The following is a 13,650-nucleotide window of genomic DNA, read 5'->3' as shown; positions in this document are numbered from 1 at the left end:
GCGGCCCTTCCGGAACCGCTTCCCGACGCTCACCCGAGCACGGTCTTCTGCCTGCTGAGACCCCGAAAAGGCCGCCGGAGGCCCTTTCGGCCCTTGACAGGGCCGAATTCCTTGTGAAGAACTTCACGAAGTTTTCCTGGCGGAGCGTCACCGGGGGATGTCCGGCGGCCCCCCGGGTGCGCTCACACGGTATCCGGACTGCTCAACCGGATGCTACCGGCCAGTAGAACCAGGGCCGACGAGCCTACGCCACGGACCACGCGATGCCGTCGAGGATGTCGTGCTCGCTGACGACGACCTCCCGCGCGCCGATGCGCTCCATGATCGCCAGCAGGACCAGGGCGCCCGCGCCGATGACGTCGACACGGCCCGGGTGCATGGAGGGGATCGCCGCGCGCTCGGCGTGCGTGGAGTGCAGCAGGCGGTCGCTGATCTCACGGACGCGCTCGCGGGAGACGCGGGAGTGGTGGATGGCCGCCGAGTCGTACGCGGGCAGCCCCTGCGCGATCGCCGACACCGTCGTCACCGAGCCGGCCAGCCCCACCAGGGTGTGCGCCTCGCGCAGCGGGACCGTTTCCTCGGCGAGGTCGAGCGCGGCCTCGATGTCGGCCCGTATGGCGGCGATCTGCTCCTCGGTCGGCGGGTCCGTGACCACCCCGTCCCGCACCAGATGACGTTCCGTCATGCGGACGCAGCCCACGTCCACCGAGCGCGCCGCGCGGACGTGGTCGTCGCCCACGACGAACTCGGTCGAACCGCCGCCGATGTCCACCACCAGGAAGGGCCGGGCGAGGTCCGCACGGCCCGTCAGCTCCTTCGTCGCACCGGTGAAGGAGAACTCCGCCTCCTGATCACCGGAGATCACCTCGGGCTCGACGCCGAGGATGTCCATCACCCCGCGCACGAACTCGTCCCGGTTCTCGGCGTCCCGGGAGGCGGAGGTGGCCACGAAACGCAGCCGCTCGGCGCCGTGCTCCTTGATGGCCTCGGCGTACTCCCGGCAGGCCGCGAAGGTGCGCTCCAGCGCCTCGGGGGCGAGCCGGCCGGTGCGGTCCACGCCCTGGCCGAGCCGCACGATGGTCATGCGCCGGTCCAGCTCGAGCAGTTCCCCCGTCGCCGGGTCGGCGTCCGCGACCAGCAGACGGATGGAGTTCGTACCGCAGTCGACGGCGGCGACCCGGGTCATGCGCGGTCCTCCTCGGTCCCGACGGGCCCGGCGGCGAACCCGCCGTCCTCGGAGGCCCCGGCCTGCCGCCCCTCGCCCGACGACGGCGCCGCGGGCGTCACGCACGGGCCCTTGCGCCACCATTCGGGCAGCATCGCGATCGCCTCGTCACCGAGCGGGTTCACGCCCGGCCCGGCGGCCAGCGAGTGGGCGACCAGGACGTGCAGGCACTTCACCCGGTCCGGCATGCCGCCCGCGCTGGGGAAGCCCGTCAGCGCCTCGATCTCGTCCCGGCGCCGGACGTAGTCCTCGTGCGCGGCCCGGTACGCGGCCGCCAGCTCCGGGTCGGTGGCCAGCCGCTCCGTCATCTCCTTCATCACGCCGTCGGCCTCCAGCGTGCCGATGGCCGAGGCCGCGCGCGGGCACGTCAGGTAGTACAGCGTGGGGAAGGGCGTGCCGTCGGGCAGCCGCGGGGCCGTCTCCACGACGTCGGGCTGACCGCAGGGGCAGCGGTGCGCGATCGCGCGCAGCCCGCGCGGCGGCCGCCCGAGCTGTTGCTTGAAGGCCTCGACGTCCGCCTCGGTGGGTTCGGTGCGCTCGGTGGGCGGCGGTGGGGTTTCCATGCCTTGCGTATGTCTCTCTGTCAGTTCACTGGTCGGAGGCGTCGGACTTGTCGACCCCGTCCCAGACGTTGGCGTACCAGGGGCGGCGGGCCGTCCCCCGCTCGGCGCGGGACCGCTCGGCCGGGCCCGGGTCGACCACGACGTAGCCGGTCTCCCCGGGCTTCACGTAGTGCAGCCGCCGCCGGATCTGCTGCTCGGCGTAGGCGTCGTCCTGCCAGCGTGCCTTGAGGTCGCGCAGTTGTTCCACCCGCTGCTGGGCCTGCTGCTTCTGCCGTTGCAGGTCGGCGATGTCGGCGCGCTGGGTGACGTACTGCCGCATCGGGTACGCCAGGGCGACCACCATCGAGCAGAGCACCAGCACGAGCAGCGCCGCGCGGCCGGTGAGACGGGAGCGGCGGGCCTGGCGGCGGGTCTGCGAACGGTAGACACGGGCCGCCGTCTGCTCACCGAGCAGCCTGATCCTGGTCGTGGTGGAGAACCGGTCCCGGTCCTTGACGGCCATCGTCCCGCCTCCCGTTCGTGCCCGTGCACACACGTGCGTACGTCCCCGGACACGGTACGGGACCGGGTACGGGGACGTACGTGCGACTGGCGAAGCCTTACGCTTCGCGGCTCAGCCTCCGGGGCGCCTCGGCCCCCGGAACGGCTCGGCCTTCGAAGCGGCTCAGCCCTTGAAGCGCGGGAAGGCCGAGCGGCCGGCGTACACCGCGGCGTCGTCGAGGATCTCCTCGATGCGCAGCAGCTGGTTGTACTTGGCGACGCGCTCGGAGCGGGCCGGGGCGCCGGTCTTGATCTGGCCGCAGTTGGTGGCGACGGCCAGGTCGGCGATCGTGACGTCCTCGGTCTCGCCGGAGCGGTGGGACATCATGCACTTGAAGCCGCTGCGCTGGGCCAGCTCGACGGCGTCCAGGGTCTCGGTGAGCGAACCGATCTGGTTCACCTTCACGAGCAGCGCGTTGGCGGCGCCGTCCTCGATGCCGCGGGCGAGGCGCTCGGGGTTGGTGACGAACAGGTCGTCGCCGACGAGCTGGACCTTGTCGCCGAGCTTGTCGGTGATGACCTTCCAGCCGGCCCAGTCGTCCTCGAACAGCGGGTCCTCGATGGAGACGAGCGGGTAGGCGGCCACCAGCTCCTCGTAGTACTCGGTCATCTCCGCCGCCGAGCGCTCCTTGCCCTCGAAGACGTACTTGCCGTCCTTGTAGAACTCGGAGGCGGCGACGTCGAGCGCGAGGGCGATCTGCTCGCCGGGGGCGTAGCCGGCTTCCTTGATCGCCTCGAGGATGAGGTCGAGGGCCTCGCGGTTGGAGCCGAGGTTCGGGGCGAAGCCGCCCTCGTCGCCGAGGCCGGTGGACAGGCCCTTGCTCTTCAGGACCTTCTTCAGCGTGTGGTAGACCTCGGTGCCCCAGCGCAGGGCCTCGGAGAAGGACTCCGCGCCGATCGGGGCGATCATGAACTCCTGGATGTCCACGTTGGAGTCGGCGTGCGAGCCGCCGTTCAGGATGTTCATCATCGGCACCGGCAGCAGGTGCGCGTTCGGACCGCCCAGGTAGCGGAAGAGGGGGAGGTCCGAGGCCTCGGAGGCGGCGTGGGCGACGGCGAGGGAGACGCCGAGGATGGCGTTGGCGCCCAGCGAGCCCTTGTTGTCGGTGGCGTCCAGGTCGAACATGGCCTGGTCGATCAGACGCTGCTCGGTGGCGTCGTAGCCGACGAGCTCCGGGCCGATCTGCTCGATCACGGCGAGGACAGCCTTCTCGACGCCCTTGCCCTGGTAGCGGTTGGGGTCGCCGTCACGGAGCTCGATGGCCTCGAAGGCACCGGTGGAGGCGCCGGAGGGGACGGCGGCACGACCGGTGCTGCCGTCGTCGAGGCCGACCTCGACCTCGACCGTGGGGTTGCCTCGGGAGTCCAGGATTTCCCGGGCTACGACGACGTCGATGGACGGCACGAGCATCTCCTTCTGGGATGTGACGCTGGAAGTGCGGGGCGTGAGCCTTGCGACTAGAGCCTAACCGTCCCGGGGCGGCGACCGGCCGACCGACCGCCTCGTGGACAGAGTGACGGTACCCTTTGTTCCCGCTCGGAACAAAGAGACGGGGAAGGTTCGGGAACGGCCGGGTGTGCGGGAGACGAAAAAAACCCGCCCCCGCGCGTAGGGGGAACGCGCCGGGGCGGGGGCCCATGAAGGGCGGTGCGGGCCCTTACTTCAGGTGGAGCTGCTGGCCCGGGTAGATGAGGTCGGCGTTGTCGACGATGTTCTTGTTCAGCTCGAACAGCTTCTTCCAGCCGCCCTGGACGCCGTGCTGGGCGGCGATGGAGCTGAGGGTGTCGCCGGCGACCACCTTGTACTCGCCGTCACCCTTCTTGACCTTCTCGCCGGTGGGCGTGGTGACGGTCCTGCTCGGGGCGGGACGCGTCGCGGAGCGGTTGGCGGCCTGCTGCTCGGTCGAGCGGGTGGTGGTGCTCTTGGCGGAGCTGCCGCTCGACGACGAGGACGAGGCCGACGACGAGGACGAGGCCGACGACGAGGACGAGGGGGCGCCGCCGGTGTAGGCGGCGCCGGACAGGCCCTTGCCGCAGACCGGCCAGGCACCCTTGCCCTGGCCCGCGAGGACCTTCTCGGCGACGGTTATCTGCTGCGACTTGGAGGCCAGGTCCGCGCGCGACGCGTAGGCGGTGCCGCCGTACCCGGCCCAGGTGGAGTTGGTGAACTGGAGGCCGCCGTAGAAGCCGTTGCCGGTGTTGATGGACCAGTTGCCGCCGGACTCGCACTGGGCGACCGCGTCCCACTCGGAGGCGGTGGCGGCGGAGGCGTCGCCGACCGCCATCAGCGGGGCGGCGACTGCGGCGCCGGCGACACCGGCGAGCGCGATGACACGGGTGGTCCTGGACGTACGGCGATGCTTGCCCTTGCTGGAGAACAGCATGGATGGATCCCCTCACCGACGCCTGCGAGGTGAGCTGTCGGGTTCGGGCCGGTTGAGTTGCCCGGCCGTGCCTCGTACACGAGGCACGGCTCCACCCCTAGCCGCTCCGGTCAACTGCCCGGCGCGGCACTTACCTTGGGTCCCCCGCTCCTGCCCACGGCGCTTGACGCGACGACTGTTCCCGTGCGGCCGCTGGCAGGATTCGGCGTTGCGGCAGCCGGGGCTCGCGGTGACGAGCGGTCACGACCGTAGGCATGCGCTTCGCCGAATTCCAAAGACGATCAGGGCTTCTGAGACTCATCCCACACTTTCCCCGAATGGGACATTCAGCGCGAAGCGTGGCGTGAACTCCGCCTACTTTTGGGGCGTTTCGGTAGGGACATTCAGGGTCTGACCGGCAGAGATGTGATTCGGGTCGGACCCGATCGCCCCCTTGTTCGCCGCGTACAGCGCGTCCCATCCGCCCGGAACGTCAAGGGAGTCGGCGATGGACTCGAGGGAGTCGCCGGCGCGGACGGTGTAGGAGTCGGCGACGACGGCCCGCGCGGAGCCGCCGCGGGAGGCGTGACGGCCGGAGGAGGCGGCCGAGTGGCTGTCGGCCGGGTCCTCGACGGCACTGCCGCCGCGGTGACGCCCACCGCTGAGCGCGCCGGTGTCGACCAGGGCCGAAGTGCCGCCGACCTGCCACGAGTTGTCCGTATAGCCCGGCTGCGGCGCGACCGAGGGCGAGGCGTCGGGCGACTGCGACCCGCCTGCCGCGGCATCGGAGGACGCGTCGGACTCGGCCGGCTCGCCCTTCTTGGCGGGCGAGGACGGCGAAGGGGAGGACGTGGCGGGGGGCGCGGTCGACGAGCCGGAGGGATCGATTGAACCAGGGTCGACATCCGACGAGCCGGACGAACCGGACGAGCCGGACGGATCGCCCGACGACGCCTGCGACGAGTCGGACAGACCGAGGTCGTCCGTGAGGGACTTTCCGGAGGAGCTGGAGGATCCGGACGAATCACCCACGCCGGTGTCGACCTTCGCCGCCCCGGACTTCTTGCCGAGTCCGGAGAGCAACCCGCACGTCGGCCAGGCACCGGGACCCTTGTCGGCGAGCAGCTTCTCGGCCACGGATATCTGCTGGGACCGGCTGGCCTGGTCGGCGCTCGAGGCGTAGTCGAGGCCGCCGTACTTCTCCCAGTCGTCCTGCGTCAACTGGAGGCCGCCGTAGTAGCCATTACCGGTGTCGGCGCTCCAGGCGCCGCCACTCTCGCACTTGGCCACCTTGTCCCACGCGTTGCCGTCGGCCGCGCTGGCGCCGCCGGCGCCGATCAGCGGGATGGCGATGGCGGATCCGGTCACTCCGGCTGCGACGAGGAGGGCCGGAGCCTGACGGGGCCGACGGTGACGACCGTTCCCGGAGAGCATACGGAGACCTTTCGTGCGACAGCGGTGACCCGCGTGGCGACCGCAGTCTCGGCGCCACGCTGATGGGTGAAAGTATCGGCTGACGATCGCTTGTCACAAGTTCATGCCGCACAGATCACGTGAAGATCACACTGTTGAGCATGTGTCACCTTCGTGTCCGCCAGTGGGTAGGCGTGGTGCGGCGGCGGGCGCCTTTTCCTGCCTTGTCCGGCTTCCCCGCGACTTACCGACCGGGTGTGAACCGCACCGGCAGCGTCCGCAGTCCGCGCATGATGAGCCCGCCACGCCAGCGCAACTCGGCTGGATCCGCACCCAGTTGCAGGTCCGGGAGCCGGGTGAGGAGAGTGGCCAGCGCGGTCTGGCCCTCCAGGCGGGCGAGCGGTGCGCCGAGGCAGTAGTGGATGCCGTGTCCGTAGCCGAGGTGTTGATTGTCACGCCGCCCGAGATCGAGGACGTCGGGGCCGGCGAACCGCTCCGGGTCCCGGTCGGCGGCGGCGAGGACGACGAGGACCGGGTCGCCGGCGGCGATGTCCTGCCCGCCGATGGTGAGCGGCCGGGTGGCGTAGCGCCAGGTGGCCAGCTCCACCGGCCCGTCGTAGCGCAGGAGTTCCTCCACTCCCGTCTCCAGCAGGCCGCCGTCCCCCTCGGCGAGGGACCGCTGGAGCCGGTCCCGCTGCTCGGGGTGGGTGAGCAGGGCGTAGGTGCCGTTGCCGATGAGGTTGACGGTGGTCTCGAAACCGGCGAACAGAAGGATGAAGGCCATGGCGGCGGCCTCGTTCTCGGTGAGGTGCTCGCCGTGGTCGGAGGCGCGGATGAGCGCGGAGATGAGGTCCTCGCCGGGGACGGGCTCGGCCGGGAGCGCCTCGCGCTTGCGGTGGATGAGGTCCGCGAGATAGCCGCGCATCTTCTTCACGGAGCGGGCGACCCCGCCGCGCGGGCCCTTGCCGTGGCGGATCATCATGCCCGCCCAGTCCCGGAAGTCGTCCTGGTCCTCGCGGGGGACGCCGAGCAGGTCGCAGATGGCGTAGATGGGCAGCGGGAAGGCGAACTCGTGGATGAGGTCGGCGGTGCCGCGCTCGGCGAACCCGTCGATGAGTCCGTCGGCCAGCTCCTGCACACGCGGGGCGAACTCGGCGACACGGCGCGGGGTGAACGCCTTGCTGACCAGCCGGCGCAGCCGGGTGTGGTCCGGCGGGTCGATGTTCAGCAGGTGGGTCATCAGCTCGGCCTTGCGCTCGCCGGGGATGCCGGTCTTGCCCTTGGCGTGCGCGGACTCGGCGTGGTGCGCCGGATTCTTGGACAGCCGCTGGTCGGCCAGGGCCTGCCTGGCGTCCGCGTACCGGGTGACCAGCCAGGCCTCCACTCCGCTGGGCAGACGGGTCCTGTGCACGGGGGCGTGCTCGCGCAGCCAGGCGTAGGCCGGGTAGGGGTTGCTCGCGAACTCCCAGGTGAACAGGGCGGGTGGCTGGTCGTGCATACGGTTGACCCTAGTGCTGTGACCGGGGATCCGGCGCAAGGGCTTCCGCCCCTGCCGCCGCCACGGCCCTCCCCGTCCCCGGCGGCGATGCCCCCGGCACCCTGCCGCCCCGCCCGCGCCCCTCAGGGCCTTCGGGTGCCCTCTGTTTCCACGATCGCGTCCCGGTACGCGCGCGCCGCCGCGCGCAGTGCCGCCTCCGGGTCGACGCCCTCCGCCTCGGCGCGGGCGGCCAGCGCCAGCAGCTCGTATCCGAAGCCCTCCCTCGCCGGGAGGGGGACCTCCAGGCCCGCCGTGCGGACCCGGGAGGCCAGCTTGGCGGCGAGGGCGAGGCCGGGCTGGCCGAGGGGGACGCCCTCGGTCACGGAGGTGCGCCGCTTCTCCTCGGCCTTGGTGCGCAGCCAGTGCGCCTTGACCTCCTCCGGGGTGGTGGCGGTCTCGTCACCGAAGACGTGCGGGTGGCGGTGGATCAGCTTGGCGACGATGGTGCCGGCCACGTCGTCGATGGAGAACGGCTCCTCGGGGTCCTCCTCGGCGATACGGGCGTGGAAGACCACCTGGAGCAGGACGTCGCCCAGTTCCTCGCGCAGCTCCTCGCGGTCGCCGTCCTCGATCGCCTCGACCAGCTCGTACGCCTCCTCGATGCCGTACTTGGCCAGGCCCTTGTGGGTCTGCCGGGACGACCAGGGGCACTCGGCGCGGATGCGGTCCATGACCTGGACGAGGTCGAGCAGGCGGGCGCCGGGCAGGTCGTAGGAGGCGGGCAGCAGCTCCAGCTCCGGCATGTTCACACGGCCGGAGCCGGCCAGGCGGGCCAGTCCGTCGGTCAGGGCGGGTTCGCCCTCGCCGGTGGCCACGACGACGACCGTACGGCCGCCGGCGCACGCGTCCACCAGTTCCTCGGCGCTCGGTGCCGCCTCGTCCACGGCTATGCCCGCCTCGCGCAGATACGGCAGCTGCGGATGAGCGCCGTCCGCGCACAGCACCCGGTCGGCCGCGCGCAGCACCTGCCAGGCGGGCCAGGACAGCAGCCCGGGGGCGACCCGGTGGCTGGTGGTGAGCAGGACGATCCGGCCCGAGGCCGCTGCGGAGGTGGTCGTGCTGGTGGTGTTCACGGTCCGAACGTAACGCACGCCCGCGACGTCACCCCTGGTTGTCCACAGGCCGGGGGCCGTCCCCCCGGCCCGTTGTCCGGTTGTCCACAGGTCCGGCCGTCCGGCGTCCGGTCAGGCCGACTGCTTCGCGTCCTCCGCCGAGACGTCCCGCAGCCACGGCGTCTTGGCGTTCACGAGGGTGCTCTTCTCGACGTCCCACGTGCCGTAGCGCGGGTTGAGGTCGACGTGGAGGTCGGCGGAGGCCTCGGACAGCGCCTTCCAGAACGCCGGCTGGCCGGCGTCGGTGTGCAGATGCGCCGCGAGCTTCTGCGCCTTCACCTGGAGGCGGAGGTTGTCGTCGAGGCGCTGCGGGGGCACCCCGTACCGCTGGAGCCAGGTGTCCTCGAGCGCCTTGGCGCCACCCGCCTGCTGCTCGAGACCGGTACGCAGCTGCTGGACCTCGCCGCGGCTGACGCTGAGGCCGGCGTTGCGGGCGGCGCGGTCCAGCACCTGGTCGAGCACCATCTGGTGCAGCGTGTCCCGGGCGAGCGTGCCGGTCGAGACGACGGCCTGCTGGTACTGCGCCTCGTCGGCCACCGCGGCCCGCTGCGCCTCGCGCACCTCGCTGACCCGGCTCTGCAACTGCCCGAAGGTGATCCGCTGGCCGCCGACCACGGCCGCAGCGCCCGGATGCGCGTCGCTTCCACAGGCGGTGAGCAGGGGTGCCGCCGCGAGGATCGTGGCGGACAGGACGAGCGCGGTGCGACGGCGGCGGTGCAAGGAAACCTCCCGTTGTGGAGATTGTGCGGCGGTGCACAAAGTCTTGCGATGATCGATGGTAGGCAGCGGCCGGGCTCTGGCCAACCCATTCGACCAACGATTCACCACGACTTCGGGCACCGTCTTCGGGCACCGTCGCACAAGGGGAGGCCCGACATGGCGGGCAAGCCGTCGGGCCGCGTCCGCGCCCGGCGGCTTCTCAGCCGGTGACGGCGACCGGAGCGTCCCACCAGTCGCGGTCGACGGTGATGGTGACGCCGCCGCGCGTCTCCTTGCTGTTGACCATGTACTGGTGGGCGCGGCTGTGGTCGGTGAACTGGTTGGAGCCCCAGGGCCAGTCGGTGGTCGTGGTCTCCTTGCCGTCCCAGAGGGCGTACCAGAGGTTGCCCGGCAGGTCGGTCTTGTTGGTCGCGGTGGCGATGGCCTTGGCGCTGGAGCTGGTGAAGCCGTAGTAGCCGGCGCGGTAGGTCTTGTCGCGCAGCACCTTGTCGAAGGCGCGGACGTAGGTGAGCACGGCGTCGTTGCACGCCTTGTCGGTGATGTCGTACGGCTCCATGTCGAGGTAGACCGGGCTGCCCGCCTTGATGCCGAGCGCCGCCGACTTGGCCACCGCGTCCTTGGCGTCGCTGGTGCCGAGGGAGGCGGCCGTGGCGGCGGTGAGCCGCTCGGGGTTGGCGCTCTTCTGGCAGGGCGGCTGGGCGCCGACGTACAGCGGGATGAGCTTCCAGCCCATCGAGCTGACCGACTTCACCCAGGAGGCGGTCAGGTTGGGCTGGGCGCAGCCGCGGTTCTTGCCGCCGATGTAGACGGCCGCGGCGCCGTAGTAGCCGGTGTTCCAGGCCTTCATGGCGCTCAGCGAGGGTGCCGAGCAGGTGTCGAAGGCACGGCCGGTGAAGGTCTTCTGGGCGGGCCAGGCGGTGGCCGCCATGGAGGTCTGGGCCGCGATCCCGGCGCCGGCGACGACGACGGCTCCGGCCGCCGCCCACGTGATGTACCTGCGCTTCTTCGACTGCCGGTGCTCGGCCATCCCCACCCCTGTTGTCGTGCACGTGCCGGTCGCGCGTGTGCTGAGGCACATTAACCGACGGAATGTCTCCGACCTGACAAGTGACCGCCTCGCAGCGCACAAGAATCACTCAAGGCGCAGCAAAAACACGCGTGTTACCTGCGATGCGACGGTCCGGCCTGCTCGGGCGGCACACGGTTCGCCGGTCAGGCCTCCCGCCGCCCGGCCCGTCGTCCACAAGCGGCCTCCGCACCCCCCGCCGTGGCCTAATCTTGCCCTGCGACGACTCCGTCCCCGAGCGGCGGAGCGCTTGGGGGTGGAGATGGACAAGCGGCTGGAGGGCGGCTGGTTCCAGCGGATCGCCTGGTCCGTCCTGGTCTGGGGCTCGCTGGGCATGCTGGTGTGGGTGCCGTTCCTGTACGTGGCGATCCGCCGCGGACGCGGGTCGGACTGGGGCGCCTTCGCCTCGTTCGTCCTGTACGAGTGCACCGTGATGCCGGGACTGTCCGTCGTGCCCGACGACAGCGACGCCGCCGCGGTGCTGGGCATCGTGATCATCCTGTGCCTGATGGCGGCGACGGGGATGCTGCTGTTCGCCGTGTTCGACCGGCGGATGCCGCAAGCGGTGGCAGCGGCCGGGTACGGGGCGGCCCCTTCCTCGCCGACGGTGCCGCAGAGCACGTACGGCTACCCCTACGGGCGCTGAAGCGCACCCGGTACGGGCGTTGAACCGCGCCCCCGTACGGGGGCGGCGAGCCCCGGCCCCGTACGCGCGCCGAACCGCAACCGCACCGGTCAGCCGTGCACCTGACCCAGCCACTGCAGGGTGCGCTGGATCTCGGCCGGGAAGGGATGCACGGGTCCGTGCCGGCGTTCCGCGTCGTGCAGCAGGCGCAGCAGGGTGTCGTGGGCAGCGGTCCGGTCGCCGAGGGCGAGCAGCAGGTGCCCGATGCGGCGGCGGATCTCGAAGGGCAGGTCGGGGTCGGCGGCCGTGTACGGGTTCTCCGCGAACCGGTTCTCGAAGTAGGGCAGCAGGGCCCGGTACTCGGTGAGCGCCGCGGCCGGCTCGCCGAGCTGTTCGAGGCACTGCGCCGCGTCGTAGCGGAACCGGAGGGACTGCGGGTCGGCGGCGCCCGCCTCGGTGGCCCGTTCGTCGGCGAGGCGCCGCAGCTCGGGCAGGGCGCGCCGGTACTGGCCGTCGTCCATCAGCGTGGCCGCGTACTGCTTGCGCAGGGTGCGCACCACCGGTGAGTGCTCGCCGTGTTGGGCGGCGGCGGCCGGGAGGATCGCGCCGAGGATGTCGACGGCCTGGGTGATGCGGCCCTCGCCGAGCAGCCGCTTGACCTCGTCGACGGCGGTGGCGACATCGTGGTGGCCGCCGGTCCTGGTGGTGGACGGTTCGGGGCGCGGCGCGGGGGTGACGGCGCGGTCGGGCCAGGGGGCGTGCGGGCGCAGGAAGGGGCGGGTGGGATCGAGGGGGCCGCCGGTGTGCGGCCCGCGCGGGGGCAGCAGCGGCAGCAGGTCCTCGTACACCGCCTGGGCACTGGCCGGGCGGTGCTGGGGGTCCTTGGCGAGCAGCCGCAGCACGAGGGATTCGAGGGCGTCGGGGATCTCGGGGCGCAGCCGGCGCACGGGCACCGGCGGCTCGTAGAGGTGGCGGTGCAGCACGCCGACCGCGGTGGAGGCGGCGAACGGGACGTCCCCGCTGAGGAGTTCGTGCAGCACCACGCCGAGTGCGTACAGGTCGGTGTACGGGCCGACGGCGCCGCCCATGGCCTGTTCGGGGGCCATGTAGGCGGGGCTGCCGATGGGTGATCCGGTGCGGGTGAGGCGGGTGGTCTCGGCGTTGAGGACGGAGGCGACGCCGAGGTCGAGGACGGTGACGGTGCCGTCCGGCTTCACCATCACGTTCCGCGGTTTGAGGTCCCGGTGGACGATGGGTACGGCGTGCACGGCGGACAGCACGGCGCACAGCTGGGCGCCGACGGCGACCGCCCACTGCCAGGGGTACGGCTCGTGTTCGGCGAGGTGGTCGGCGAGGTCGGCGCCGTCGACGTACTGCATGACGAGGTAGAGGTTCTCGTCCTCGCTGCCCGCGTCGTGCACGGTGACCAGGCCGGGGTGGTCGACCTGCGCGGTGACGCGGCACTCGCGGACGAAGCGGCGGCGCAGTTCGGCGGCGTCCTGGCTGTGGGGTCCCGCGACCTTGTCGGGGCGCAGCAGCTTGACGGCGACCCGGCGGTCGAGCCTCTGGTCGTAGGCCGTCCAGACCTGACCCATGCCGCCTTGTCCGATGAGCGTGGACAGTTCGTAGCGTCCGGCGACGACGCGTGCGGTCACCGGCCGTCTCCCGCGCCCCAGCTCGTGGTGAACCCGGCGTCCCCGGTGCCCGGGGCTCCGCCCGGTCCGGTCTGCCCACCCCGGCCGGACTGCCCGCCCTGGCCGGACTGCCCGCCCTGGCCGGGACCGTTGTCCTGACCGCGCAGGAAGTCGCTCAACTCGTCCAGTTCGGCGCGGACCTGGTCGATCCGGGCGGGCGCGGGACGCTGCGGCTGCTGGGGCAGCGCGTTGGGAGCGGGCGCGGGCGCCGGGTTCGGCGCGGGTGGGAAGGAGGCGGGCCGCGGCGGGGAGTAAGGGCCCGGCTGCGGCGGGGAGTAGGACGCGGGCCGCGTCCCGCCGTACGGGGCGGGCGGCGGACCGTAGCTCTGCGGGGCGAGGGACGGCGGGTAGCCGTACACGACGGTGGCGGCCGTGGCACTGGGGGCGACCCGGCCGGCCAGGGGGGCCTCCTGGTGACGGAGGTCCCGGTACAGGAAGTAGCCGACGCTGCCGAACGCGGAGAGCAGGAGCAGCCCGACACCGACATCGCTGCGCCAGGTCTGCGGGTCGCCCTCCTCGCCGGTCCCGTCGACGCCGACGAACACGCACCCCACGAACAGGAGGACGAGCGACAGGACGAACAGGGCCCAGTCGCGCCGGGCCCGGGTCATGCAGGCGACGCGCAGCATGGTGCCCCAGGCCAGAAAGCCGAGACTCAGCACCGAGAGGGCCACGAACAGCACCCTGAGCCCGACCACCAGTGCGGTCGAGGGGCGCGGAGGCTGCGGCGGCGCGTAGCCGGGGCCGTGCATGACTGCTCCTAGTGCCGAGGCCCTGGCGGGGCGCCTGCGG

13 protein-coding genes and 1 riboswitch are annotated in these 13,650 nt (G+C 71.9%); of the genes, 1 reads left to right on the top strand and 12 read right to left on the bottom strand.

The features are described 5' to 3' along the window. Positions 1-244 precede the first annotated feature (244 nt). The 10 genes from ACIQMV_RS30090 to ACIQMV_RS30045 all read right to left on the bottom strand — a co-directional run bounded on the left by ACIQMV_RS30090 (position 245) and on the right by ACIQMV_RS30045 (position 10,500). On the bottom strand, positions 245-1,186 hold the full coding sequence (locus tag ACIQMV_RS30090; protein WP_401776667.1) for an exopolyphosphatase: 942 nt from the start codon (positions 1,184-1,186) through the stop codon (positions 245-247). Next, the gene (locus ACIQMV_RS30085) at positions 1,183-1,788 is read right to left on the bottom strand and encodes a DUF501 domain-containing protein (RefSeq protein WP_141360409.1); all 606 of its coding nucleotides are present in this window, start codon (positions 1,786-1,788) and stop codon (positions 1,183-1,185) included. The genes ACIQMV_RS30090 and ACIQMV_RS30085 overlap by 4 nt, the downstream gene beginning before the upstream one ends. 25 nt (positions 1,789-1,813) lie before the next feature. Further along, entirely contained in the window at positions 1,814-2,290 is a 477-nt protein-coding gene (locus tag ACIQMV_RS30080; protein ID WP_141360408.1) for a septum formation initiator family protein, read from the bottom strand. A gap of 162 nt (positions 2,291-2,452) precedes the next feature. Continuing rightward, complete coding sequence (gene eno, locus ACIQMV_RS30075) at positions 2,453-3,739, bottom strand: phosphopyruvate hydratase (protein ID WP_225074821.1); 1,287 nt, start codon at positions 3,737-3,739, stop codon at positions 2,453-2,455. A gap of 247 nt (positions 3,740-3,986) precedes the next feature. After that, complete coding sequence (locus ACIQMV_RS30070; RefSeq protein WP_402596414.1) at positions 3,987-4,712, bottom strand: transglycosylase family protein; 726 nt, start codon at positions 4,710-4,712, stop codon at positions 3,987-3,989. A gap of 4 nt (positions 4,713-4,716) precedes the next feature. After that, positions 4,717-4,884: riboswitch (cyclic di-AMP (ydaO/yuaA leader) on the bottom strand. A 182-nt stretch (positions 4,885-5,066) separates the two neighbouring features. Continuing rightward, complete coding sequence (locus ACIQMV_RS30065) at positions 5,067-6,125, bottom strand: transglycosylase family protein (RefSeq protein ID WP_402596413.1); 1,059 nt, start codon at positions 6,123-6,125, stop codon at positions 5,067-5,069. Between the two features lie 223 nt (positions 6,126-6,348). Continuing rightward, the gene (locus ACIQMV_RS30060; RefSeq protein ID WP_141360404.1) at positions 6,349-7,602 is read right to left on the bottom strand and encodes a cytochrome P450; all 1,254 of its coding nucleotides are present in this window, start codon (positions 7,600-7,602) and stop codon (positions 6,349-6,351) included. A 122-nt stretch (positions 7,603-7,724) separates the two neighbouring features. Beyond that, complete coding sequence (locus ACIQMV_RS30055; RefSeq protein ID WP_388475302.1) at positions 7,725-8,714, bottom strand: nucleoside triphosphate pyrophosphohydrolase; 990 nt, start codon at positions 8,712-8,714, stop codon at positions 7,725-7,727. Positions 8,715-8,825: 111 nt separating this feature from the next. Then, positions 8,826-9,473 (bottom strand): SurA N-terminal domain-containing protein, encoded by a 648-nt coding sequence (locus tag ACIQMV_RS30050; protein WP_141360402.1) that lies wholly within the window; start codon positions 9,471-9,473, stop codon positions 8,826-8,828. 199 nt (positions 9,474-9,672) lie between these two features. Continuing rightward, a complete protein-coding gene (locus tag ACIQMV_RS30045) occupies positions 9,673-10,500 on the bottom strand; it encodes a glycoside hydrolase domain-containing protein (RefSeq protein ID WP_402596412.1) in 828 nt (275 codons plus the stop codon). A 301-nt stretch (positions 10,501-10,801) separates the two neighbouring features. On the opposite strand from ACIQMV_RS30045, the gene ACIQMV_RS30040 reads away from it, so the two are divergent. Beyond that, positions 10,802-11,185 (top strand): hypothetical protein, encoded by a 384-nt coding sequence (locus ACIQMV_RS30040; RefSeq protein WP_402596437.1) that lies wholly within the window; start codon positions 10,802-10,804, stop codon positions 11,183-11,185. Positions 11,186-11,274: 89 nt separating this feature from the next. On the opposite strand, the gene ACIQMV_RS30035 is transcribed toward ACIQMV_RS30040, so the two are convergent. Together ACIQMV_RS30035 and ACIQMV_RS30030 are read right to left on the bottom strand one after the other, a co-directional pair. Next, the gene (locus tag ACIQMV_RS30035) at positions 11,275-12,819 is read right to left on the bottom strand and encodes a protein kinase (RefSeq protein WP_401776655.1); all 1,545 of its coding nucleotides are present in this window, start codon (positions 12,817-12,819) and stop codon (positions 11,275-11,277) included. After that, positions 12,816-13,610 (bottom strand): hypothetical protein, encoded by a 795-nt coding sequence (locus ACIQMV_RS30030; protein ID WP_402596411.1) that lies wholly within the window; start codon positions 13,608-13,610, stop codon positions 12,816-12,818. Before ACIQMV_RS30030 ends, ACIQMV_RS30035 begins: the two co-directional genes overlap by 4 nt. Positions 13,611-13,650 lie beyond the last annotated feature (40 nt).

The organism is Streptomyces sp. NPDC091412 (assembly GCF_044756885.1).
GTDB lineage: Bacteria > Actinomycetota > Actinomycetes > Streptomycetales > Streptomycetaceae > Streptomyces.
Note: the sequence above shows the minus strand (reverse complement) of the source record. Positions and strands in the feature narration are given on the sequence as shown.

Coding starts and splice junctions, on each gene's coding strand:
- ACIQMV_RS30090 (WP_401776667.1), bottom strand. CDS start 1,186: ATGACCCGGGTCGCCGCCGTCGACTGCGGTACGAACTCCATCCGTCTG.
- ACIQMV_RS30045 (WP_402596412.1), bottom strand. CDS start 10,500: ATGGCCGAGCACCGGCAGTCGAAGAAGCGCAGGTACATCACGTGGGCG.
- ACIQMV_RS30040 (WP_402596437.1), top strand. CDS start 10,802: ATGGACAAGCGGCTGGAGGGCGGCTGGTTCCAGCGGATCGCCTGGTCC.
- ACIQMV_RS30070 (WP_402596414.1), bottom strand. CDS start 4,712: ATGCTGTTCTCCAGCAAGGGCAAGCATCGCCGTACGTCCAGGACCACC.
- eno (WP_225074821.1), bottom strand. CDS start 3,739: ATGCTCGTGCCGTCCATCGACGTCGTCGTAGCCCGGGAAATCCTGGAC.
- ACIQMV_RS30080 (WP_141360408.1), bottom strand. CDS start 2,290: ATGGCCGTCAAGGACCGGGACCGGTTCTCCACCACGACCAGGATCAGG.
- ACIQMV_RS30085 (WP_141360409.1), bottom strand. CDS start 1,788: ATGGAAACCCCACCGCCGCCCACCGAGCGCACCGAACCCACCGAGGCG.
- ACIQMV_RS30060 (WP_141360404.1), bottom strand. CDS start 7,602: ATGCACGACCAGCCACCCGCCCTGTTCACCTGGGAGTTCGCGAGCAAC.
- ACIQMV_RS30065 (WP_402596413.1), bottom strand. CDS start 6,125: ATGCTCTCCGGGAACGGTCGTCACCGTCGGCCCCGTCAGGCTCCGGCC.
- ACIQMV_RS30030 (WP_402596411.1), bottom strand. CDS start 13,610: ATGCACGGCCCCGGCTACGCGCCGCCGCAGCCTCCGCGCCCCTCGACC.